The following is a 22,417-nucleotide window of genomic DNA, read 5'->3' as shown; positions in this document are numbered from 1 at the left end:
GGCATGGTGAGATCGTCATTCCGGCTTGCCGCTTGTTCAGCCTTGATCGCCGCGTTTCTCTCGGCTTGTGCGGGTACGGATTTCGCTCCCGATGCGGGATGGGATGACGATCCCGAAGAGAATGCCTGGTACCGCGATTTCTATGAGGATTGGTTCGGCAAACAACTCGCCGCCGCAAACGAGAAACCTCTGGTGGACCAAGCCGACCTGTATTCCTTCAATTCCCGGTTTCGCTTGCTGGTTCTCCCGAGTTTCAGCCCCGCCATTGTCCTGCGTTCGGATCAAGGCAAAGACGGCTCCGCGACGATAACCTACACCCGTCTCAACGGAGCAGGAGGATATGATCCTGGCGGAATAGCGGTAACTTGGGCGCGGGAACTGAAGGCGCCGGAGCTCGAGAGCCTTAATTCAAGAATATCTGCGGCAAATATCTATGATGCAGCGCAGTATCACAACCCAGTCGCCGATGATGGTGTGATCACGATATGTGCTGATGGCACCCGATATGTATTCGAGTATCTAAGCGCGTCAGGACGAGCCTTTGCTACCCGCCATGAATGTGACATCGACGAATATCCCGAGTTGAATGATCTTCTGAACGAAGTGCTGAATTTGGCGGCTACGGAGAATATCCAGGATTAAACGGTCATCAGACCGTAGGTCATCCACACCGCCATCCCCATCATCGCGAGGTTTTCGCTCAGCGAGATGAAGCCCAGCGGCACGTTGCCGCTCCCGCCGACGCAGGCGCATTTGATGTCGCGCTTTTGCACATAGACCGCGTAGAACACGCTCACCGCGCCGATCGTGCCGATGGTGAAGGCGACCGGGATCGAGAGCCACGGCAACAGCCGCCCCGCCATCAGAACCGCCGCCAGCGCCTCGAGATACGGATAGGCGTAGGCATAGGGCACCCAGCGCTGGCCCAGCAGGTCGTAGCCGACGAACATGGTCGAGAATTGCTCGACATCCTGCAGTTTGAGCATCGCCAGCATGCCCATCGAGAAAGCGACGAACCATTCGAGGGAGCGGCCGCCCAGGCCTCCCAGCACGCCGAAAGACAGCGAAACCGAGAGCGCAAGGGCGACCGCAAACACTGCAAGAACCGGGCGGTAGCTTGTGCCACCTTTGTCATTGGCGATCCCGAAGTGCTCGCGCAGCGCATCGTAGCCGCCGATCCGCTCACCATCGATGAACACCTGCGGTGTGGTTTCCACGGCGTGTTTCGCCTTGAAAGCATCGGTTTCCGGGCGCGAGGTGAGGTGATGATCCTCGACCGTATAGCCGCGGCTTTCCAGCAGGTGCTTCGCCTTGGTGCCATAGGGACAGACATGCTTGTCCATCACCATCCGGTGGAGTTCGGCGGTCTTCGACATGCCCCGCATATATACCCCCCCAGGGTATAATCAAGGGGCGTGCCGTTGGCTCTCAGACGTTGAACTTGAACAGCATCACGTCGCCGTCCTGCACGAGGTATTCCTTGCCCTCCTGCCGCAGCTTGCCCGCCTCGCGCGCCGCCGCTTCGCCGCCCAGCGCAACGTAGTCGTCGTAGGCGATCGTCTCGGCGCGGATGAAGCCCTTCTCGAAATCGGTGTGGATCTCGCCGGCCGCCTGCGGGGCCTTGGCGCCTGCCGGGAAGGTCCAGGCGCGCGCTTCCTTGGGCCCGGCGGTGAAGAAGGTGTTGAGGCCCAGCAGCTTGTATCCGGCGCGGATCACGCGGGCGAGGCCGCTTTCCTCCAGCCCGAGCTCGGTGAGATACTCCGCGCGATCTTCGGGTGGCATCGCGACCAGCTCGGCTTCGATTGCGGCGGAGACCACCACCGCCTGCGCGCCTTCCGACTCTGCCTTGGCGAACACCTTGGCCGACAGCGCGTTACCCTCTGCCGCGTCTTCCTCGGCGACGTTGCAGACATACAGCACCGGCTTGGCGGTCAGCAGCTGGGCCTGTTTCAGGACCCGCGCTTCCTCGTCGTCCTTGGGCTCGGTCAGCCGCGCAGGCTTGCCGTCGCGCAGCAGTTCGAGCGCTTGCCCCAGCACGCTGGCGGTTATCTTCGCTTCCTTGTCGCCCGCCGTCGCGCGCTTTTCCGCGTTCGAGACGCGCTTTTCGAGGCTTTCGAGATCGGCCAGCATCAGCTCGGTTTCGACCACTTCGGCATCGGCGATCGGATCGACCGTGTTCGAGACGTGCTGGATGTCGTCATCCTCGAAGCAACGCAGCACGTGGACGATCGCATCGACCTCGCGAATGTTGCCGAGGAACTGGTTGCCGAGCCCTTCGCCCTGGCTCGCCCCTTTCACGAGGCCGGCAATGTCCACGAAGGCGAGCTGCGTCGCGACGACCTTTGCGCTCTTGGCAATCGCGGCAATCTTGTCGAGCCGCTCGTCCGGCACCGCGACCTGCCCGACATTCGGCTCGATCGTGCAGAACGGATAGTTCGCAGCCTGCGCGGCCTGCGTTTCGGTGAGTGCATTAAAGAGGGTGGACTTGCCGACATTGGGCAGGCCGACAATCCCGCAACGAAAACCCATCGGAAACTCCGAAATTGTGTCAGGCCGCGGCCCTTAGCGGGCGGTTGTGCGTAAGGCCAGCCCGGCGCGCATGTCAGGCGTTGTGCACCGCCTTTACCCACGGGCCGAAGGCAGAGTTTCCGAGCCAATCGACCTGGACCTTGGCAGTCAGCTCGTTGATCGGGATCTGCGGCTTGGGACCGGGGTGGACCGGACGGCGGAGCGGGCGCGTGCCCGGCGTCATGGCGATCACCTGCGCGATGGCGCGCGGCACATCCATCGGATCGGTCGTGCCGCCACCGGTCCGCGTGCCGAGCCGTTCGACCAGTTCCGGGTAGCCCGAAAGGTGCTTCTGATCGGCGCGTGCCACCAGTTCGAGACTGTTTGCGTTGGCGTTCTTCCAGATCATCGTCGGATAGCCGCCGGGTTCGATCACCGTCACGTCGATCTCGTGCGGGACCAGTTCGTAGGCGAGACCTTCGCTCATGGCTTCGAGCGCGAACTTGGTCGGCGAATACTGGCCATAGGACGGGGCGATGACGCGGCCGAGCTGCGAGGAGATGTTGACGATCAGCCCCGATTTCGCTGCGCGCATCGCGGGCAGGACCGCGCGCGCCATGCGGTGCGGGCCGAAGACGTTGGTGTCGAAGGTGAGCCGGGTCGCCTCCATATCCTGGATTTCGATCGGTCCGCCGAACGAGATCCCGGCATTGTTGACCAGCACGTCGATCGCGCCGCCGGCGATCCGCTCCGCCTGCGCCACCGCCTCGTCGACTTCGTCCTGCCGGGTGACGTCGAGCCGGAGCACGTGCAGGTCCAACCCGTCGCGTTCGGCGATCTGCACCAGCTCGGCGGCTTCGGGGCGCGGTGTGCCGCGCATGGTCGCAAACACCGTTGCGCCCATCCTGGCGAAGTGTTCCGCCATCAGCCTGCCGAACCCGCTCGAACAGCCGGTGATGAGGATGCTCCTGCCCGAAAGATCGGGCGTGGCGGTCAGCGTGTCGGGCTGCGCGAGGCTGGCGGTCGCGGCGAGCGCGCCGGTGGCGGCGGCTCCGGCCAGCAGGGCGCGGCGGTTGAGGTCGGGCATCGAGCGGGGCTCCTTGTAACGTGCCGCCAGCCTATTCGCTCGCGGCAACCTCGTCCATCCGCTCGGCATTTTCGGTGAAATAGCCGATCCGGTGCAGTTCGCGCTGGACATACCACAGCGCGAAAACATCGTAGACCGCGTGGCCGATCATCACCGCGAGCAGGCTGCCGGTCTGCCAGTACAGCACGCCGAAAACGCAACCGATCACGAAGATCAGGACGCTGATCAGCGGCCTGGCAAGGTGGACCAGCGCAAACAGCACCGAGCTGGCGGCGATGGCGAGCGGCATGGCCATGTAATCGCCCGCGAGGGTCTGCAGGCCGCCGCGAAACAGAGCTTCTTCGCCGACCCCCGCGCCGATCGAGATCAGCACGATCGCGCCCAGCGACAGGCGGTTTTCGAGGAACTTCAGATTTTCGCCCTGCGCCCGCACGAGCTGTTCCGCGATGCGCGGGAAGCCGTAGAAGAAGCCGCCGATGACGACGATCAGCGCTGCCCCGATCGCAAGTCCGATCGTCACCTGGTAGACATCGATCCCGACGAAATCGCCAAGTTCCCGCCCCGAAAACCACCACAGCGCCCATCCGAACGCGCCCAACAGCGCGGTCTGAAGCGCCATGAGCGTGAGCACCTGCACAACGCTCAGCGTCTCTTCGTGATCGTCATCGCTCATTGCTGGCGCAGCGCCACGTCGCTCATGAAGCGGGGATCGTCGCCCTGTGCCAGCCAGTCCGCTTCGGCACCGATCGCGCCGAGCATTGTCGCCAGATCATCCTGTTCGGCCTTGGCGTAATTGCCGAGCACGTGCCCGGTTACCCGGTCCTTGTGGCCGGGATGGCCGATGCCGATCCGCACCCGGCGGAAATCGGGGCCGAGATACTGGTCGATCGAGCGCAGTCCGTTGTGTCCGGCGGTGCCGCCGCCCTGCTTCACCTTGACCTTGAACGGCGCGAGGTCGAGCTCGTCGTGGAACACAGTCAATGGACCGGTATCGAGCTTGTAGAACCGCAATGCCTCACCGACGCTGCGGCCGCTTTCGTTCATGAAGGTCGCCGGCTTCAGCAGCAAGATCTTCTCGCGCCCAATCCGGCCTTCCTGGACCCAGCCGGCGAACTTCTTCTGCACCGGTCCGAAACCGTGCATGTCCGCAATCACGTCGAGCGCCATGAACCCGACATTGTGCCGGTGCAGCGCATAACGCGGTCCAGGATTTCCGAGGCCGACCCAAATCTGCATGAGGCGCCTCTAGTCGCACTGCGCACAAAACAAAACACCGGACCCATCGGGCCCGGTGTTCTGGTGATCTTGCAATCGGGAAGCGGCGCCAACTATTCGCCGTCGCCGCCTTCATCTTCGCCGTCTGCGTCGTCGGTCTGCTCGGTGGCTTCGACTTCGTCGGCTGCGACCTCTTCCTCGTCGGCCGCTTCATCTTCGCTCTTCTTCAGGGCGGACGGAGCAACCAGCGTGGCGATGGTGTAGTCGCGATCGGTGATCGCGCTCGCCGAACCTTCTGGCAGCTGGATCTCGCTGATGTGGATCGAATCGCCGACTTCCTTGCCGGTGACATCGATCTCGATTTCGCCGGGGATCTTGTCGTTCTCGCAGATCAGTTCGATCTCGTGGCGCACCACGTTGAGAACGCCGCCCTTTTTCAGGCCGGGAGATTCTTCCTCGTTGCAGAATACGACCGGCACGCTGACTTCGATCTTCCCGCCCTTGGCGAGGCGGAAGAAGTCGGCATGGAGCGGGCGATCGGTCACAGGGTGCAGCGCCACGTCCTTGGGCAGCGTGCGCACGCTCTTTCCGTCGATCTCGATTTCGACGATCGAGTTCATGAAGTGGCCGGTCATCAGCTGACGGACCAGTTCCTTTTCCTCGACGTGGATCGGGGTGGGTTCTTCCTTGCCGCCATAAATGACAGCGGGGATCCGACCTTCGCGGCGAAGTGATCGGGCGGCTCCCTTGCCGGCCCGTTCGCGCGCTTCGGCCGGCAGGGTCAGAGCGTCGCTCATAATGCTACCTTTCGAATGCGTGTGATTGAAACGTCTTTGGCGGCGCGCCGCCTCCAGGGATGACCAGAGCGCCGAAGCGCGGGCCGTTACAGCGGGCGGGCCGTAATGGCAAGGCCTATCGGCCGACTCGCGTAACCGTGTAGCCGCGCTGTTCGAGCATCGCGGCCACGCTGTCGGGGCCGACGAGATGCGCCGCGCCGACCGCGATCAGCGGGCGTTCGCGGGCGCGCAGCAACGCCGCAAGCTGGGCGGCCCAGTCGCGGTTGCGCTCCACCAGCAAGGCCTCGCGCAGCTCCCGATCGGCCATGATCCCGGTCGTGGTCGCCTCTTCGAGGATGGCGACGTCGCCGGCAAGCCACGCATCGCGCAGCCGCCCCGGATTGTCGCGCTGATCCGAGGATTCCTCGACCACACCTGCCAGCAGGTCGCGCTGGTCGTTTTCGGGCAGGGTGTCGAAGATCGTCAATTGCCGCGCCGCGCCTTCGAGTTCACGCACTTCGCGGTCGGTGAATGCGCGGATCAGCTGCCGATCGACCCCGTTTTCCGGTTTGCCCTGCGCATCCACCTGCGCCAGCAGCAATGCCACTGCCCAGGTCTCGGTGGTGCCGAGATGCTCGCGGGTGAAACCGGCGCGCGAAATCAGGTCGGCGAGGTCGGCGCGCTGGCTCGGCGGGAGGCGTTGGACGATATCGGGCAATCCGGTCGAGCGCGACAGCTCGGCAAAGATCGCGGAGATCGCCTCGCGGTCTTCGAGATTGGCGACCTCGACTGCGAGCAGATCGGCATCGCCGATCACGCGCTCGATCGCCGGAGTGCGCCACTCGACGTCGTCGGGCAGCGCATGGATTGTGCCGAGCATCCATCCTTCGACAGCGCCGTCTTCCGACGTGATCTGCAACAGCAGCGGGCTGGGTGGCGGCCCTTCGGGCGCGGGATCATCGTCGCAGGCAGCGAGCAACAGTGGCGCCGCCAGCGTCCACCAGCGCGCCGCCGGCAACGTCCTGCAGCCCATCAGGAGCCGCTCGAGGATGCTGGCGGGCGCCGGGGTCACGATTGGGTCTGCCGCCTACTGGACTCGGATCGTTTCGATCCCGCGTTCGGCGAGGTAATCCTGCACGCTCTTTTCGCCTGCCAGGTGACCCGCGCCGACCGCCATGAAGATGGTGCCGGGCGAATCGAGCCGCGTATCGATCCATTCGGCCCAGTTGCGGTTGCGCTCGAACAGCAGCTTTTCCGCGACCATCGGATCGTCCATGTTCTCGTTCATGAATTCGGCAAGGGTATCAGCATCGCCCTTGACCCACACTTCGACCATCCTGTCGAGCATCGGCTTGACCTCGTCGATCCCTTCGGCGGCTTCGATCATGAATGCGATCTGCGCGTCCTGCGCCATCTCGTCGAAGATCGCGATCTGGAATTCGGCGGTTTCGAGCGCGTCCTGCGACTTGTCTCCCGCTTTCTGGATCAGCACCTTGTCGACACCGCTATCTGGGGAATAGCCCTGCTGCATCAGCGGCAGCATCGTCAGCGACAGCGCCGCCATCCACGGTTCGAGCCGGTCGAAGGCTTCCGTAGGCAGCCCCAGCTTGGTCATCGCCGCTTCGTAAGTGGCGGTCTGATCGTCATCGAGCAGCGAGCGCAGGGTGGTGTCCGGCGGCAGCAGGCCCTTGGCGATCGCCAGCTGCTGCATCGCGGCCTCGCTTTGCTTGTCGAGCTTGATCTCCGTCACGATCGTGTCGGACGCCGTCAGCGCCTCGGCGATTTCGGCATCGTACCACTCGATTTCCTTGGGCAAGGCATGGATCGTCCCGAACAGGTAGATGGTGGTGTCCTCGTCTGCGACCTTCCACAGTGCCGGGCCTTTGGCGACCGCAGCCGCGGCCTCGTGCGCGGCGTGGTCGTCGGCGAGCACCGGATTGGCGGCCAACAGCGCGAGGCTGAGGGCCGATGTCAGCGTGAGAACTTTCGAGAATTTCATGAAGCGATCCTTTCGGGGGGCTGATTAGGGGCGGAAGCTTTTCGGAAGGTTGAACGGGAGTGGGTTATCTGTTTTCGCCGTCATCGAACACCTCTTCAATCGCCATGTCGAACAGGCGGGCGATGCGAAAGGCCAGAGGGAGCGAGGGGTCGTGCTTTCCGGTCTCGATCGCGTTCACGGCCTGACGCGACACGTCGAGCCGCGCGGCCAGTTCGGCCTGGCTCCAGTCGCGTTCGGCGCGCAGGACCTTGAGGCGGTTTTTCACGTCCCTATCCGCCCCACCAGTCTTTGCTCCAGGCAAAGGCATATCCGGCGTAGAATGTGATCATCAATCCCTTGCCCAGCACGTTGGCGTCCAAGAGATGTCGCAGCGGGGATACCCCGGATCCTCCCTCAATGCCGCCCGCCATGACAGCACCGGCTGAAAACGAAATATCGGAGATGTTGAGCAGGAAAATCGCGAACAGATACAGCCCCAGGATCAGCATCACCCAGCGCATCCCGGTACCGATCATGGCCTGAAAGTATTCGTCGGCCCGGTTGGCCATGAAAGCGACGATAAGTCCGCCGACGCTCGCTCCGAACAGGATCGCCATCAGGAAGTTTTCCCATCCGATGAAAGTGTTCGCGAATGTCGGAATGGACGCAGCCGCGCTGATCCAGATGGTCTGATAGACCTTGCTGCGCTCATATGTGTCCGGCTCATTGGGAACGTAGGGCATCAATATGCTCCTTTGAAGCGCTTGTATTGGAAGCCGAGAAAGAACGCGGCCAGAATCACCGGAGTGGCGAATTGCTCGATAACACTGGCCCTAGTGGCCGGCTCGTCCAGGATGCCTTCGAAGCTCGTGTTCTCGCGCGCCGAAGCGCTCTCGAATACGTCGAAATCCAGATACACGTAGACGCCTGTCTCGACCCATGGCCCAAGGATAAGCCAGAGCATGGCTGCGAAGAACGCGAAGGTCGTTCCGCTATGCCACATTGCCAGGGTGTACTCGTCCGTCTTGCGGCGGAAGAACACGTGAAAGACCGAATATGCCTCGCAAATCAGATAGACCACGATCGCGAGAAAGAGGAGCAAGACCAGGAGAACGGAATCGCCCTCTTTCCAATCTGCAAGAATGCTTACCATCGCAAAGTAAATGACGGGAGAAGCGATTGCGGCCGCCGTTCCGATATTCCCGGCCCTGAGATAGCGATCGACTGCTTTCTGGCGAGACGAGACGGGTGTAGCATCGGTCATGTCAGTATCCTCTCAGCCGCTTGAGATTAAAGGCGACGAGAAATGCGCCCATCGCCACAAAGGAGGCGAGGTCAGTGGGCAAATCCTGTCGGCGTTCGTTGGCCAGCAGACCATCGTAGGCGCCTTCGGCAAACGGCAGGATCAGCAGCCACGCCATGGCGGCAAAAAATCCCGCATTCGCGCCTGCCGACCATAGGGAAGCGATCCATTCGTCGCTGTTGCGTGTGGTGAACATCACGACCAGGGAGAGGACGCCGAACGTGATGCCAATCACGCCAAATGAAGTCGGGATAACTTCGAACCTGCTCAAGACCATGACGAGGAACGAGACCGCTGCGACATGGCTCAGCACAAGGTGCATCCTGCCGTAGCTGCGCGGTCCGTGGGGGTCTTCAGGGTAGCTCATCGGTCTCTTTCTCGTTCGATCCAGTTGGGGTGCCTTTCTCGGCGGAAGGCCGGATTTGGGGTGTCTTCCGCCGAGAGACGGCTGTGTCGTCAGCCCTGAGGTGCAACTGGAGTGCCCTGGGCAAGACGGACCTTGTTGGCCTTGGCTTCGGCGACGGCGAAGCGAACCTGCCTCTCGACCGAGGCGAGGGCGCTTTGGCGGCATTCGCGCTCGAGCCGGATCGACTGAAGGTCGCGGCCGCCATTGGCGCATTGCTGGCGGATTGTCGTCTTCAGTCGCTCATCGAGCAGCGCAACACCGTCGCGGCTGGTGAGGTCGACATCCTTGTGCTGGACCTCCGCGGTGAACTCGGTGGCGTTCATCCCGCTGGCGGCGGCCGGTGCGGCGATGAGAGCGAGGGAAGTGGCGAAAGTGGCAGCAATGAAACGCATGATTAATTCTCCTGGGGAGTGAGAAGTTTGTCGCATCAACCTTCCGAAATGTCAGGTCGCCCTTACTTTATGTCGCGATTCGCTGACCATGTCAACATGACCTGACATTTCGTAAGGATGGGGTGACAAAAACCGAGGATTTGTGCGGGTTTCGGCTGTGAAAATCGGGTGTATGCTGCACTGCATCATTGACGCTGAGAGGGGCATCAGCCATTGCGCGCGGCATGGTATCCGAGGTCAGAAACGCCGCGAACGAATCGCTTGCAACGAGAGGTGATTCGGGTCGCGACCCGACGCGCTCGTTCCAGGACATGATCCTGACGCTGCACGACTTCTGGAGCGCCCAGGGCTGCGTGATCCTGCAACCGTATGACATGCGCATGGGGGCGGGGACGTTCCATACCGCGACGACCCTGCGCGCGCTCGGCCCGGAGCCGTGGAACGCCGCCTTCGTTCAGCCGTGCCGCCGCCCGACCGACGGGCGCTATGGCGAAAACCCCAACCGGTTGCAGCATTACTACCAGTACCAGGTGATCCTGAAGCCATCGCCGGGCGACATCCAGGAGCTCTATCTCGACAGCCTGAAGGCGATCGGGATCGACCCGCTCAAGCATGACATTCGCTTCGTCGAGGACGACTGGGAATCGCCCACTCTCGGCGCATGGGGGCTGGGCTGGGAGGTCTGGTGCGACGGGATGGAAGTCACCCAGTTCACCTATTTCCAGCAGATGGGCGGCTTCGACTGCAAGCCGGTCGCGGGCGAACTCACCTACGGGCTCGAGCGGCTGGCGATGTATATCCAGGGCGTCGACAACGTGTTCGACCTCGACTTCAACGGTCGCGGCGTGAGCTACGGCGAGGTGTTTCTCGAGAACGAGAAGCAGATGTCGAAATGGAACTTCGAAGTCGCCGACACCGATGCGCTGTTCGACCTGTTCAACAAGGCCGAAGCCGAGTGCCAGAATGCGCTCGCCAATGCGGTGCCGATCGCGGCCTATGAACAGGCCGTCGAAGCCAGCCACATCTTCAACCTGCTGCAGGCACGCGGCGTGATCAGCGTGCAGGAACGCGCGAGCTATATGGGCCGGGTGCGCGATCTGGCGCGGTCTTCGTGCGAGACCTACGCCGAACAGATGGCGCCGAAATGGGCCGAGAAGTTCCCGGGCTGGAGCTTGGTGTGATGGCCGACTTCCTGCTCGAACTGCGCTCTGAAGAGATACCCGCCCGCATGCAGGCGGGAGCGCGTGCGGAGCTAGAAAAGCTCTTCCGCCGCGAGATGGAGGCAGCTGGCGTCGAAACCGGCGAGGTGACCGTTTGGTCCACTCCGCGCAGGCTGGCGCTGATCGCGAAGGGCCTGCCGACCGAGACCGGGGCAGTCCATGAGGAAGCGAAAGGCCCGCCGGTGGGCGCGCCCGACCAGGCGGTCGACGGGTTCTGCCGCAAGAATGGCGTGACGCGCGACCAGCTGGAAGAGCGCGACGTCAAGGGCCGCGCGACCTGGTTTGCCGTGATCGAAAAGCCGGGGCAGGCCGTCAGCGACCTGCTCGCCGCCGCCATTCCCGCGATCATCCGCGATTTCTCTTGGCCCAAGTCGATGCGCTGGGGCGAAGCCTCGATCTCGACCGAAAGCCTGAAGTGGGTGCGTCCGCTCTCAGGCATCGTCGCGCTGCTCGACGGCGAGGTCGTGCCGTGCGTGATGGACGGGCTTGCCAGCGGGCGCGAAACTGTGGGTCACCGCTTCCATTCCACCGGGCCGATCGCGATCGACGGCGCGGGCGACTACGCCGACAGATTGCGCGCGGCGCACGTGATCGTCGACCACGAGGAGCGGCAGGACATCATCCGCGTGAAGGTGGCCGCGGAATTCGACGCGATGGGCCTCGACATGATCGAGGACGAAGGCCTTGTGGTCGAGAATGCCGGCCTGACCGAATGGCCGGTCCCACTCGTGGGCGGGTTCGACGAGGAATTCCTCGACGTCCCGCCCGAGGTGATCCAGCTCACGGCCCGCCTCAATCAGAAGTATTTCATGGCGAACCGCGCCGGCAGCCTCGCGCCGGTATTTGCCTGCGTAGCCAATATCGAAGCGAACGATGGCGGCGATGCGGTTGCGGCAGGCAATGAGAAGGTCCTTGCCGCGCGGCTTTCCGATGCGCGGTTCTTCTGGGAGCTGGACCAGAAAACGCCGCTCGCCGAACACGCGCAGAAGCTCGAGCGGATTACATTCCACGAAAAGCTGGGCACGGTCGCCGACAAGGTCGAGCGCGTGGCGAAGCTGGCGCGGTGGTTGTGTGAAGAGGGCATCGTCAAAGGCGACCCTGGCCTCGCCGAACAGGCCGCGCGGCTGTGCAAGGCCGATCTCGTGACCGAGATGGTCGGCGAGTTCCCTGAATTGCAGGGCCTGATGGGCGGATATTACGCCGAGAAGGAAGGTCTGCCGCAGGAAGTCTCCGACGCGATCCGCGATCACTACAAACCGGTGGGGCAAGGCGACGACGTGCCGACTGCGCCGGTGACGGTGGCGGTGTCGCTGGCGGATAAGTTGGATACTTTGGCCCAATTCTTCAGAATTGATGAGCGTCCTACTGGCTCAAAAGACCCGTTTGCACTGCGTCGCGCTGTGATCGGGATGATCTCCATTAGCGTTGAGAACTCGCTGCGGTTCGATTTCATAGATGCATTTGATCGCGCTATAGGTGGCGATAGTTTGCTCGAAACGGTGATCGCAGGTGGTCATTTCGGTTCATTTGTTCTTGATCGTCTGAAGGTGCAGCAGCGCGAAGCAGGTGTCCGGCATGATGTCATCGACGCTGTAGCTTCGCTGGGAGGCGATGAGGATTTGGGTGATGAGCATGATCTCGTTCGCCTCTTAGCCCGCGTGAAGGCGCTGCAAGGCTTTATCGAGACAGACAACGGCGTGAACCTGCTCGCAGGCTACAAGCGCGCTGCGAATATCCTGAAGAAGGAGGACTATCCAACTCCCCTCCCCACGGGGGAGGGGCCGGGGGTGGGGGGTGCCACGTCCGATGCGTCGAACACCCATCCCCAACCCCTTCCCTCAAGGGAAGGGGCTCAAGGCGACAATCCCCTTTCCTACTCGCCCGAACCGGCCGAGAAGGCGCTGATCGATGCGCTCGATGCCGCGGCGCCCACGGCTGCACAGGCAATCGAGGCCGAAGACTTCGAAGGCGCGATGGCCGCGCTCGCCACCCTGCGCGTTCCCATCGACGCCTTCTTCGACGAGGTAACCGTCAATGACGACGATCCGGCCAAACGCGAAGCTCGCCTCGCCCTGCTGGCGCGGTTCCGCGATGCGGTGCACCGGGTGGCCGATTTCAGCCGGATCGAGGGGTGAACCGGGTTGGGAAGGTGTCAGCTTCGCTTTTCGACCGGAAAGCTTCGCATTTTGATAGGCTTACGCGCCAAATCTTTGGGTGACACTATGTCACTTGTGTCAACTTCGTAGGAAACTTTATGTCCGAGCAAACGGTCTATCCTTTCGGCGGAAACACCCCGCACGACGACCCGCGCCAGAAGGACAAGGTGGTCACCGGTGGGAAGGGCGCGAACCTGGCCGAAATGGCGAGCATCGGGCTGCCGGTCCCGCCCGGCTTCACCATCACGACCGAGGAATGCGTGCGCTACCTTGCCGATGGCTCGTTCGGGGATGCGCTGAAGGCCGATGTCGAATCCGCGCTCGCCCACATCGAAAACGCGGTCGGCAAACGCTTCGGCGATGCGGCGGACCCGCTGCTGGTATCGGTGCGCTCGGGCGCGCGCGTCTCGATGCCCGGCATGATGGACACAGTGCTCAACCTCGGCCTCAACGACGCCACCGTCGAAGGGCTGGCGAGCACCAGCGGTGACGAGCGGTTCGCGTGGGACAGCTACCGTCGCTTCATCCAGATGTATGCCGACGTGGTGCTCGGGATCGATCACGGCCTGTTCGAAGAAGCACTGGAGATCGTCAAGGAAGACAATGGCTTCTACGCCGATACCGAGCTGTCGGCGGACGACTGGAAAGCGATTGTCGCCGAATACAAGGGTATCGCCGAAGCCGAACTGGGCCAGCCGTTCCCGCAGGACGTGCACGAGCAGCTGTGGGGCGCAATCCGCGCGGTGTTCGACAGCTGGGACAGCGACCGCGCCAAGGTCTATCGCCGCCTCAACGACATCCCGGCCGACTGGGGCACTGCCGTCAACGTGCAGGCAATGGTGTTCGGCAACATGGGCGATACCAGCGCCACCGGCGTCGCTTTCACCCGCGACCCGGCGACCGGCGAGCGCGCCTATTACGGCGAATACCTGATCAACGCGCAGGGCGAGGACGTTGTCGCGGGCATCCGTACGCCGCAATACCTGACGAAAGCCGCGCGCGAGGCGGCGGGGGCCAAGCCGCTGTCGATGGAAGAGGCTATGTCCGAGGCCTATGGCGAGCTGGCGCGCGTGTTCGACCTGCTCGAGGGTCATTACAAGGACATGCAGGACATCGAGTTTACCGTCGAACGCGGGAAACTGTGGATGCTGCAAACCCGCTCGGGCAAGCGCACCGCAAAGGCCGCGCTCAAGATGGCGGTCGAGATGGTGGTCGAGGGGTTGATCGACGAGCGCGAGGCGGTGCGGCGCATCGACCCGATGGCTCTGGACCAGCTGCTCCACCCGACGCTCGATCCCGATGCGCCGCGTCATGTGCTGACGACAGGGCTTCCAGCCTCGCCTGGCGCGGCTGCAGGCAAGATCGTGCTCGATGCCGATACGGCGGAGCAATGGTCGCAGCGCGGCGACAAGGTGATCCTCGTCCGGGTCGAGACCAGTCCGGAGGACATCCACGGCATGCACGCGGCGCAGGGCATCCTGACCGCGCGCGGCGGCATGACGTCACACGCTGCGGTGGTCGCGCGCGGCATGGGGCGGCCCTGCGTTTCCGGTGCGAGCGCGGTCTCGATCGATCGCGACGCACGCACGCTGCGGATCGGTTCGCATGAGCTGAAGGAGGGCGACGAGATCACGCTCGACGGGGCGAAGGGCGAAGTGATGCTCGGGATCGTGCCGACCGTCGAGCCGGAGCTGGTCGGTGATTTTGCCACGCTGATGGTTTGGGCCGATGGCCTGCGCCGGATGAAGGTGCGCACCAATGCCGAGACCCCGGCGGACTGCAAGATGGCGCGGCAGTTCGGGGCGGAGGGCATCGGGCTGTGCCGCACCGAGCACATGTTCTTCGAAGCCGGCCGGATCAGCGCGGTGCGCCAGATGATCCTTGCCGAAGACGAACGCGGGCGGCGCGCGGCGCTCGACCAGCTGCTGCCCGAACAGCGCGCGGACTTCACCGCGATTTTCGAGGTCATGGCGGGTCTGCCCTGCACGATCCGTCTGCTCGATCCGCCGTTGCACGAGTTCCTGCCGCACAGCGACGCGGAGTTCGCCGACCTGTCCGATGCGACCGGGCTGGGGGTCGACTACCTCAAGCGGCGCGCGGGCGAATTGCACGAATTCAACCCGATGCTGGGCCATCGCGGGTGCCGGTTGGGGATCACCTTTCCCGAGATCTACGAGATGCAGGCGCGCGCCATCTTCGAGGCGGTGTGCGATGTGCAAGCCTCTTCCGGCGAAGCGCCGCTGCCCGAGATCATGATCCCGCTGGTGGCGACGAAGCGCGAATTGCAGATTCTGCGCGCTTTGGTCGACAAAGTCGCGGAGGAAGTGTTCGCCGAGAAGGGCGCGCGGGTCGACTATCTCGTCGGCACCATGATCGAACTGCCGCGCGCGGCGCTGATGGCCGGTGAGATCGCCGAAGAGGGCGCGTTCTTCAGCTTCGGCACCAACGACCTGACGCAGACGACTTTGGGCGTCTCCCGCGACGATTCCGCGCGGTTCCTCGCCCCGTATGTCGACAAGGGCATCTTCCCGCGCGATCCGTTCGTCAGCCTCGATATCGACGGGGTCGGCCAGCTGGTCGAGATGGCGGCGGAGAGCGGGCGGCGCACGCGGCCCGACATCAAGCTCGGCATTTGCGGCGAGCACGGCGGCGATCCGGCGAGCATCGCGTTCTGCGAGGAAGTCGGCCTCGATTACGTCAGCGCCTCTCCCTACCGCGTGCCGATCGCGCGGCTGGCGGCAGCGCAGGCGGCGCTGAATTAAGGAATAGGGGACTAGTCGCGCCAGCCGGTCAGCACGAGGATTTCGAAAGTCTCGACAACCTTGCCGTCGTCTTCTCGCAAAGCATCGAAGCTCGTCTCGGCGCGCTCGACCCAGCGGCGGGTTATCGGCGGGACCGGGCTGCACAGCGAGCGCGTCAGCCCGTGATCGCGTAGGTCGCCGATCATGCGCTGCAAAGACGGGTAGCGCACCCGGACCGGGTAGGTATCGACCACCTGCCGCCCGAACCCGGCGCGTTCGAGCAGGCCGGTCGCGGCGCGATTATCGACCAGCGGGTGCATCCGGGCGGAGGGCTGGTCGCCATCCGCCTCCAGCGCGATCCGGCGCAGCATCGGCATGCTGCCCGCCCCGGGAAAGGCGGCGATGAGGAGCCCGCCCGGGGCCAGCGCGTTGCGAGCGTGGATCAGCGCACCGGGCAGATCGTTGACCATGCCCAGCCCGAGCAGGTGGACGATGAGGTCGAACGCGGCGTGCGGGCCAGGTTGCTCCTCGTCGAACTGCCCCAGCAGGGCCACCTTGCCCTGCGTATTCCCGGACGCGAGCGAAGCCTGCAACGCGCCGGTCGCTTCGCCGACGATCAGCGCGTGTTCCGGTTGCAACCGCATGAAGTCGAGCCGCTCGGCAATGTCGCTCGCCATCGTATCGACGAGATAGCTCGCCCCGCCTCGTCGCTGCCGGGAGCGCGCACGGTCCCATTTGGCGGCGGCCTGCCGACGATCGAAGATGCGGGGAACGTGCTGCCGGTTCATCGCGCCCGCACTGCCTCGCTTGCCACCACGAAGCAAGACGTGCGAGATGCGCGGCGTGAGTGTCGCATCCCATCTGGCCGAAGGATTGAGGCCGGTCGTCGATCTGGTCTACCCCCGCGCTGTCCGTTGTGCGGGGATGCGATTGCCGACCAGGGCGGGCTGTGCGTCGAGTGCTGGAGCCAGATCGAAACGCCCGGCGAGCCGTCTTGCCCGCGTTGCCTGCGCCCGACGGGCAGCACGGGTCGCCAGCCCGAAGAATGTGCCCTGTGTCGGATCGACCCGCCGCGCCATGCGGGCATCTATGCCGCGACGCTCTACAACGATGCGTCGCGCAAGCTCATCCTCGGTCTCAAGCACGGCGGAAAGATCGCCCTGGCGCGCCTGCTGGGGCGGCTGATGGCCTCGCGCCTACCCGATGGCGGAGCCGAGCCGCCGGTGCTGGTTCCGGTGCCGCTGCATCGCTGGCGGCTGCTGGGCAGGGGCTTCAACCAATCCGTGCTGCTGGCGGGCGAGCTGGAACGGCACGGGAAAGGCAAGGTGCTGGTGGACGCGCTGGTGCGCAAGAAACGCACACCGAGCCTGGGAGGATTGGGACGCGCCCAGCGCGAGAGTGTGCTCCGTGGAGCCATCGACGTGAAAACCGGCAGGCGCGAGCGGGTCGCCGGCAAGGACGTGATCCTCGTCGACGATGTGCTCACGAGTGGGGCGACCAGCGATGCCTGCGTCGCGGCACTGCTCGATGCGGGTGCGGCATCGGTTAGGATCGCCTGCTTCGCGCGGGTGGTATCGGGCGTGGAAAGCGTCGCCCCAAACACAACGCCCGAGGCCATTACGACCCCGGGCGCCACGTGACGAAATGATGCGGAACCGCTCTTGCAGAGCTCAGATGGCCACCCCCTAACTTGGCCATCAGGATCCTATCCCTCATCGTTCAATCGGACCTGCCAACACCCCGCGTTGGCTTGATCCGACCACCCCCTGAACCTGGCACTATGCTGCGCCGATGTTCGGTGGACGAACTCGCTAAAGTTCGCAGGGCGTCTTCTTCCAAACCCGCCTGTTAACCGCTAGGTCAATCCACTCTGAGTGCCGATTTTCGGGAGCGTCTGTGGTTATCCTGCAACAAACGAACGCAGCTCCCGTCCCATTCGTCGCTATCGCAAGATTTCCTTAACCATAATCGAAGGTGGCAAGTGATCGACGACAATCTTTCGACCGAGCAGCGCGAAACCGGAAACACCTTTGCACCCAGGTTCGATTCGCTCGGTCTGCTGACCGCGGTGGTGGTCGACGCGGCCACGCGCGAAGTGCTGGTGGTGGCGTTCATGAATGCAGACGCGCTGGCCCGGACCCGCAGCACCGGTATGGTCCATTTCTGGTCGCGATCGCGCGGCACACTGTGGAAAAAAGGCGAAAGTTCGGGCAACGTTTTGACGGTCGAAGAAATCCTCGTCGATTGCGATCAGGACGCGCTGGTGATCCATGCCTCGCCAGCCGGGCCGACATGCCACACCGGCGAGCGCAGCTGCTTCTATCGCCGGCTCGAACCGGGGGCGGAGGATGGTGTGGCTCTCGTTAAGGTCAAGACTTGACGCTCACGTAAAGGTAAGGTAGCACAAACGTCATGGCTACCGCACCCGCACGCAATAGCGATTCGAAATCGAGCGAAACCGAACACCGGCGCAACGGCGCGCATCTCGAGCGCCCGGACAAGCTCAGCCGCGAACAGTTTTCGATCTCGGATCTCACCACCGAATTCGGCTGCACCGCTCGCGCGCTGCGCTTCTACGAAGACGAAGGGTTGATCAGCCCGGCGCGCGTCGGGCTTACCCGCGTCTATTCGAAGCGCGATCGCGCCCGGCTCGCGTGGATCATGCGCGCCAAGAATGTCGGCTTCAGCCTCACCGAAATCCGCGAGATGATCGACCTCTACGATCTCGATGACGGCCGCGTCGAGCAGCGCCGGGTCACGGTGGAAAAATGCCGGGCGCACATCGCCAAGCTCAAGGCGCAGCGCGCCGATATCGATTCGTCGATCAAGGAACTTACCGACTTCGTCGAAGAGATCGAGAACCTCGATCTCGGCTGACGGCTTCAGCAGCAACACCCGTTTCCATCCGGAAAAAACGCACACCAAGGGGATCAAGTGATGCCGACCTATACCGCACCCACCCGCGACACGCGCTTCGTGATCAACGAAATGCTCGACCTGGCAAGCTACGGCAATCTGCCGGGATTCGAGAACGCGACGCAGGACATGATCGATACGGTCGTGAACGAGGCGGGCAAATTCTGTTCTGAGGTTCTCGCACCGCTCAACCAGATCGGCGACGAGCAGGGGTGTACCCGTCACGAAGACGGTTCGGTCACCACGCCTGACGGATTCAAGGAAGCCTACCAGCAGCTGGTGGAGGCGGGCTGGACCACCCTGACCGGCCCCGAGGAATTCGGCGGGCAGGGCCTGCCGCATGTGCTTGGCTTTGCGTTCGAGGAATATATCGGCACCGCCAACCAGGCGTTCGCTATGTATCCGGGCCTGACCGGCGGCGCCGCAGCGGCGCTGCAGGCTGCCGGTTCGCAGGAACAGAAGGAAATGTACCTGCCGAAGATGATTTCGGGCGAATGGTCGGGCACGATGAACCTGACCGAGCCGCATTGCGGCACCGATCTCGGGATGATCCGCACCAAGGCCGTGCCGAACGGCGACGGATCGTATGCGATCACCGGGACCAAGATCTTCATTTCTGCCGGTGAGCACGACCTCACCAGCAACATCATCCACCTGGTGCTGGCCAAGACGCCGGGCGCGCCCGACAGCTCGAAAGGTATCTCGCTGTTCGTGGTGCCGAAGTTCATCCTCGATGAGAATGGCGAACCGGGCGAGCGCAACGGCGTGACCTGCGGCTCGATCGAAAAGAAGATGGGCATCCACGGGAACTCGACTTGCGTGCTCAACTACGACGGCGCGACAGGCTGGATGCTGGGTGAGGAGAACAAGGGCCTCGCCGCGATGTTCGTGATGATGAACGCTGCGCGTCTGGGCGTGGGGCTTCAGGGTCTTGCACAGGCCGAAGTCAGCTACCAGAACGCCGTCACCTACGCGCTCGACCGGCGTCAGGGCCGCGCGCTGACCGGGCCGGCGGAGCCCGAGGCGAAGGCCGATCCGATCTTCGTCCACCCGGACGTGCGCCGGATGCTGATGGATGCCAAGGTGTTCAACGAAGGCATGCGCGCGCTGTGCCTGTGGGGCGCGCTTCAGGTCGACCTGACGCACAAGGCCCAGACCGAAGAGGAGCGGCAGCTGGCCGATGACCTGATCGGTCTGATGACCCCGGTCATCAAGGGCTACGGCACCGACAAGGGCTACGACATCGCCAACAACATGCAGCAGGTCTACGGCGGGCACGGCTATGTGAAAGAGTGGGGCATGGAGCAGTTCGTGCGCGATAGCCGGATTGCCATGATCTACGAAGGCACCAACGGGGTGCAGGCGATGGACCTGTGCGGGCGCAAGCTGGCGCAGCATGGCGGCCGCGCGGTCCAGGCGTACTTTGCCGCGATCGACGAGGAAATCGCCTCGGCCAAGCAGATCGAAGGGCTCGCCGACATGGCCGGTCGCCTCGAGAAGGCGCTCGGCGAACAGAAGGCCGCGACCATGTGGTTCATGCAGAACGCGATGCAGAACCCCAACCACCTCGGCGCGGGCGCGCATCACTACATGCACATCATGGGCATCGTGACGCTCGGCTTCATGTGGCTCAAGATGGCCAAGGTCGCCGTCGATGCGCTCAAGGGTTCGCCCGAAGACGCCGCCTTCTACGAAGCCAAGCTGACCTCGGCTGCCTATTATACCGAACGCTTTCTGCCCGACGCCGGCGCGCTGCGCCGCAAGCTCGAGGCGGGTTCGGAAAACATGATGAAGCTGCCGGAAGAGGCGTTCGCCACCGCAGCCTGACGCAATACGAATTCGTCACCAAATGGGGCTCGGTCCGGGGGGATCGGGCCCCTTTTTTGGTGTGCCTACGCCTTTCCGCGCTCCGCCTTGGCATAGGCGGTTTCCCAGTCGGCGAGATTGTCCCTCGCTTCGCTGACGAACTTGCTGCGCCGGATGTAGTTCATCGTCGCATTGGCGAGCCATGATCCCGGCGCCTTCAGCGGACGCGCGATCTGGCACAGCAGCACGATCCGGGTCTCGTCGGTCCGGTTTTGCACCTCGTGTTCGTAAGTGTCGTCGAACACCAGCCACTTGCCTTCCTCCCACCGCAGCTTTCGCCCGTCGATCCGCATCCAGCAGCTTTCGGGCCGTGAAGGGACGACCAGGCCGAGATGCGCGGTGATGAACGCCTTGGTCACGCCGCGGTGCGGCACGATCACCGATCCCGGGGCGAGGATCGAGAAGAACGCCGAATTGAGGCCGGGAATATTCTCGATCAGCGCGGCAGTGCGCGGAGCGCGGGCGATGTTCTCGGCCTGGCGATGGCCGTAGCCCACCAGGAAAAAGCTGCGCCAGCTTTCGTCTTTCATGATCCGGCGGTGATCCGGGGAGATGTCGCGCAGGGGCGGAATCGCATGGCGATGCTCAAGTATGGCCAGCGCTTCGTCCCGGATCGCTTCCCACTCGCGTGCGAGCGGCGCGGTCCAGTCGAAGTCGGACGGTTGCAGCAGCGGCGCGTTGGAGATCAGCGAGCTTCGCGCGATCAGGTCGTTCATCTTGTGCCGCTGCTTCTTGGCGAAGCGATAGTGCAGCGGGCGACTCGTATCGTTGGACAACAGCCCGAACGCATTCGACCAACCCATGATGCGACGCTCCTTTCCAGCGACGCGACCCGTGAACGGGACGCTAGCGCCCCCACGAAAAGGATGCTTGTCGAAATGCGACCAATCAACAGCCGGGACGACGACCCGTTGACTGGCCTCGACGGGAGCTATTCGGTCGGAAGGAAATCGGGCACCGAAAGGTAGCGTTCGCCGGTGTCGTAATTGAACCCGAGCACGCGGGCTCCAGTGTCGAGATCGGGCAGCTTCTTGGCGATTGCGGCCAGCGTCGCGCCCGACGATATCCCGATCAGCATGCCTTCCTCGCGCGCCGCGCGGCGGGCCATTTCCTTCGCATCGTCGGCGTTTACCTGAACCGCCCCGTCGATTGCGTCGGTGTGGAGGTTTTCCGGAATGAAGCCCGCGCCGATGCCCTGGATCGGGTGCGGTCCGGGCTGACCGCCGTTGATCACCGGCGAAAGCTCGGGTTCGACCCCGTACGCCTTGAAACCCGACCAGACCTTCTTCAGTTCTTCCGCGCAGCCGGTCAGGTGGCCGCCGGTGCCCACGCCGGTGATCATCACGTCGATCGGATTGTCGGCGAAATCGCGCAGGATTTCCTGCGCGGTCGTGCGGGCGTGCACGGCCACGTTGGCGGGGTTTTCGAACTGGCTCGGCATCCACGCGCCGTCGGTGCTCTCGACGATTTCGGTGGCGCGTTCGATCGCGCCCTTCATGCCCTTTTCCTTGGGTGTGAGATCGAAGGTCGCACCATAGGCGAGCATCAGGCGGCGACGCTCGATCGACATCGATTCGGGCATCACGAGCACCAGCTTGTAGCCCTTGACCGCCGCAACCATCGCCAGGCCGATCCCGGTGTTACCGCTGGTCGGCTCGACGATCGTGCCACCCGACCTGAGCTTGCCCGAGGCTTCGGCGTCCTCGACCATGGCCAGGGCGATCCGGTCCTTGATCGAGCCGCCGGGATTGGCGCGCTCGGACTTGAGCCACACTTCGTGATCGGGGAACAGCCGCGACAGGCGGATGTGCGGGGTGTTGCCGATCGTCTCGAGGATGTTTGCAGCTTTCATG

The 22,417-nt window shown here is 63.6% G+C and carries 24 protein-coding genes; 8 read left to right on the top strand and 16 right to left on the bottom strand.

The window, feature by feature from the left end; genetic code table 11:
* The first annotated feature begins 3 nt into the window (after positions 1–3).
* The gene (locus KDC96_RS05165) at positions 4–642 is read left to right on the top strand and encodes a hypothetical protein (protein WP_212451243.1); all 639 of its coding nucleotides are present in this window, start codon (positions 4–6) and stop codon (positions 640–642) included.
* Here KDC96_RS05165 and KDC96_RS05160 read toward each other — a convergent pair.
* The 13 genes from KDC96_RS05160 to KDC96_RS05100 form a co-directional block, all read right to left on the bottom strand.
* A complete protein-coding gene (locus KDC96_RS05160; RefSeq protein ID WP_212451242.1) occupies positions 639–1,376 on the bottom strand; it encodes a MauE/DoxX family redox-associated membrane protein in 738 nt (245 codons plus the stop codon). The two genes, KDC96_RS05165 and KDC96_RS05160, sit on opposite strands and share 4 nt — an antisense overlap.
* A 52-nt stretch (positions 1,377–1,428) precedes the next feature.
* Positions 1,429–2,529 (bottom strand): redox-regulated ATPase YchF, encoded by a 1,101-nt coding sequence (ychF, locus tag KDC96_RS05155; protein ID WP_212451241.1) that lies wholly within the window; start codon positions 2,527–2,529, stop codon positions 1,429–1,431.
* A gap of 73 nt (positions 2,530–2,602) precedes the next feature.
* Positions 2,603–3,595 carry an SDR family oxidoreductase gene (locus tag KDC96_RS05150; RefSeq protein ID WP_212451240.1) on the bottom strand — a complete coding sequence of 331 codons (993 nt, stop codon included), beginning with the start codon at positions 3,593–3,595 and terminating at the stop codon, positions 2,603–2,605.
* Positions 3,596–3,626: 31 nt separating this feature from the next.
* Positions 3,627–4,268: a CPBP family intramembrane glutamic endopeptidase gene (locus KDC96_RS05145; protein WP_249171931.1), complete on the bottom strand. Its 642-nt coding sequence runs from the start codon at positions 4,266–4,268 to the stop codon at positions 3,627–3,629.
* Entirely contained in the window at positions 4,265–4,831 is a 567-nt protein-coding gene (gene pth, locus KDC96_RS05140) for an aminoacyl-tRNA hydrolase (protein WP_212451239.1), read from the bottom strand. The genes KDC96_RS05145 and pth overlap by 4 nt, the downstream gene beginning before the upstream one ends.
* A 92-nt stretch (positions 4,832–4,923) precedes the next feature.
* Positions 4,924–5,607, bottom strand: a complete 684-nt coding sequence (locus tag KDC96_RS05135; RefSeq protein ID WP_212451238.1) for a 50S ribosomal protein L25/general stress protein Ctc — start codon at positions 5,605–5,607, stop codon at positions 4,924–4,926.
* A 115-nt stretch (positions 5,608–5,722) separates the two neighbouring features.
* Positions 5,723–6,658 (bottom strand): TraB/GumN family protein, encoded by a 936-nt coding sequence (locus tag KDC96_RS05130; protein ID WP_212451236.1) that lies wholly within the window; start codon positions 6,656–6,658, stop codon positions 5,723–5,725.
* 15 nt (positions 6,659–6,673) lie between these two features.
* The gene (locus KDC96_RS05125; protein ID WP_212451234.1) at positions 6,674–7,585 is read right to left on the bottom strand and encodes a TraB/GumN family protein; all 912 of its coding nucleotides are present in this window, start codon (positions 7,583–7,585) and stop codon (positions 6,674–6,676) included.
* Between the two features lie 64 nt (positions 7,586–7,649).
* Positions 7,650–7,850, bottom strand: coding sequence for a helix-turn-helix transcriptional regulator (locus KDC96_RS05120; RefSeq protein ID WP_212451232.1), 201 nt, complete (start codon positions 7,848–7,850; stop codon positions 7,650–7,652).
* A gap of 4 nt (positions 7,851–7,854) precedes the next feature.
* The gene (locus KDC96_RS05115) at positions 7,855–8,307 is read right to left on the bottom strand and encodes a hypothetical protein (RefSeq protein ID WP_212451230.1); all 453 of its coding nucleotides are present in this window, start codon (positions 8,305–8,307) and stop codon (positions 7,855–7,857) included.
* The gene (locus KDC96_RS05110) at positions 8,307–8,828 is read right to left on the bottom strand and encodes a hypothetical protein (RefSeq protein WP_212451228.1); all 522 of its coding nucleotides are present in this window, start codon (positions 8,826–8,828) and stop codon (positions 8,307–8,309) included. Before KDC96_RS05110 ends, KDC96_RS05115 begins: the two co-directional genes overlap by 1 nt.
* 1 nt (position 8,829) lies before the next feature.
* Complete coding sequence (locus KDC96_RS05105; RefSeq protein ID WP_212451227.1) at positions 8,830–9,234, bottom strand: hypothetical protein; 405 nt, start codon at positions 9,232–9,234, stop codon at positions 8,830–8,832.
* An 89-nt stretch (positions 9,235–9,323) separates the two neighbouring features.
* Positions 9,324–9,665: a UrcA family protein gene (locus KDC96_RS05100; protein ID WP_212451226.1), complete on the bottom strand. Its 342-nt coding sequence runs from the start codon at positions 9,663–9,665 to the stop codon at positions 9,324–9,326.
* A 311-nt stretch (positions 9,666–9,976) separates the two neighbouring features.
* Between KDC96_RS05100 and KDC96_RS05095 the strand changes: the two genes are divergently transcribed.
* The 3 genes from KDC96_RS05095 (at position 9,977) to ppdK (ending at position 15,803) form a co-directional block, all read left to right on the top strand.
* A complete protein-coding gene (locus tag KDC96_RS05095; RefSeq protein ID WP_212451225.1) occupies positions 9,977–10,846 on the top strand; it encodes a glycine--tRNA ligase subunit alpha in 870 nt (289 codons plus the stop codon).
* Positions 10,846–13,020: a glycine--tRNA ligase subunit beta gene (glyS, locus tag KDC96_RS05090; RefSeq protein WP_212452423.1), complete on the top strand. Its 2,175-nt coding sequence runs from the start codon at positions 10,846–10,848 to the stop codon at positions 13,018–13,020. Before KDC96_RS05095 ends, glyS begins: the two co-directional genes overlap by 1 nt.
* Before the next feature lie 119 nt (positions 13,021–13,139).
* Positions 13,140–15,803: a pyruvate, phosphate dikinase gene (gene ppdK, locus KDC96_RS05085; protein ID WP_212451224.1), complete on the top strand. Its 2,664-nt coding sequence runs from the start codon at positions 13,140–13,142 to the stop codon at positions 15,801–15,803.
* An 11-nt stretch (positions 15,804–15,814) separates the two neighbouring features.
* Here ppdK and KDC96_RS05080 read toward each other — a convergent pair whose 3' ends face one another.
* Entirely contained in the window at positions 15,815–16,570 is a 756-nt protein-coding gene (locus KDC96_RS05080) for a methyltransferase domain-containing protein (protein ID WP_212451223.1), read from the bottom strand.
* 126 nt (positions 16,571–16,696) lie between these two features.
* Between KDC96_RS05080 and KDC96_RS05075 the strand changes: the two genes are divergently transcribed.
* The 4 genes from KDC96_RS05075 to KDC96_RS05060 all read left to right on the top strand — a co-directional run bounded on the left by KDC96_RS05075 (position 16,697) and on the right by KDC96_RS05060 (position 20,525).
* The gene (locus KDC96_RS05075) at positions 16,697–17,422 is read left to right on the top strand and encodes a ComF family protein (RefSeq protein ID WP_371815532.1); all 726 of its coding nucleotides are present in this window, start codon (positions 16,697–16,699) and stop codon (positions 17,420–17,422) included.
* Between the two features lie 341 nt (positions 17,423–17,763).
* The gene (hisI, locus tag KDC96_RS05070) at positions 17,764–18,162 is read left to right on the top strand and encodes a phosphoribosyl-AMP cyclohydrolase (protein WP_212451222.1); all 399 of its coding nucleotides are present in this window, start codon (positions 17,764–17,766) and stop codon (positions 18,160–18,162) included.
* 32 nt (positions 18,163–18,194) lie between these two features.
* Positions 18,195–18,659 (top strand): MerR family DNA-binding transcriptional regulator, encoded by a 465-nt coding sequence (locus KDC96_RS05065; RefSeq protein ID WP_212451220.1) that lies wholly within the window; start codon positions 18,195–18,197, stop codon positions 18,657–18,659.
* A 60-nt stretch (positions 18,660–18,719) separates the two neighbouring features.
* On the top strand, positions 18,720–20,525 hold the full coding sequence (locus tag KDC96_RS05060) for an acyl-CoA dehydrogenase C-terminal domain-containing protein (RefSeq protein ID WP_212451218.1): 1,806 nt from the start codon (positions 18,720–18,722) through the stop codon (positions 20,523–20,525).
* 65 nt (positions 20,526–20,590) lie between these two features.
* Here KDC96_RS05060 and KDC96_RS05055 read toward each other — a convergent pair whose 3' ends face one another.
* Both KDC96_RS05055 and cysK read right to left on the bottom strand, forming a co-directional pair.
* On the bottom strand, positions 20,591–21,367 hold the full coding sequence (locus KDC96_RS05055) for an aspartyl/asparaginyl beta-hydroxylase domain-containing protein (protein WP_249171930.1): 777 nt from the start codon (positions 21,365–21,367) through the stop codon (positions 20,591–20,593).
* 128 nt (positions 21,368–21,495) lie between these two features.
* Entirely contained in the window at positions 21,496–22,416 is a 921-nt protein-coding gene (gene cysK, locus KDC96_RS05050) for a cysteine synthase A (RefSeq protein WP_212451216.1), read from the bottom strand.
* Between the last annotated feature and the right edge of the window lies 1 nt (position 22,417).

The sequence above is a fragment of the Erythrobacter sp. JK5 genome (genome assembly GCF_018205975.1).
Classification (GTDB): domain Bacteria; phylum Pseudomonadota; class Alphaproteobacteria; order Sphingomonadales; family Sphingomonadaceae; genus Erythrobacter.
The sequence above is the reverse complement of the archived record's forward strand: the minus strand, read 5'-3'. Positions and strand labels throughout refer to the sequence as shown.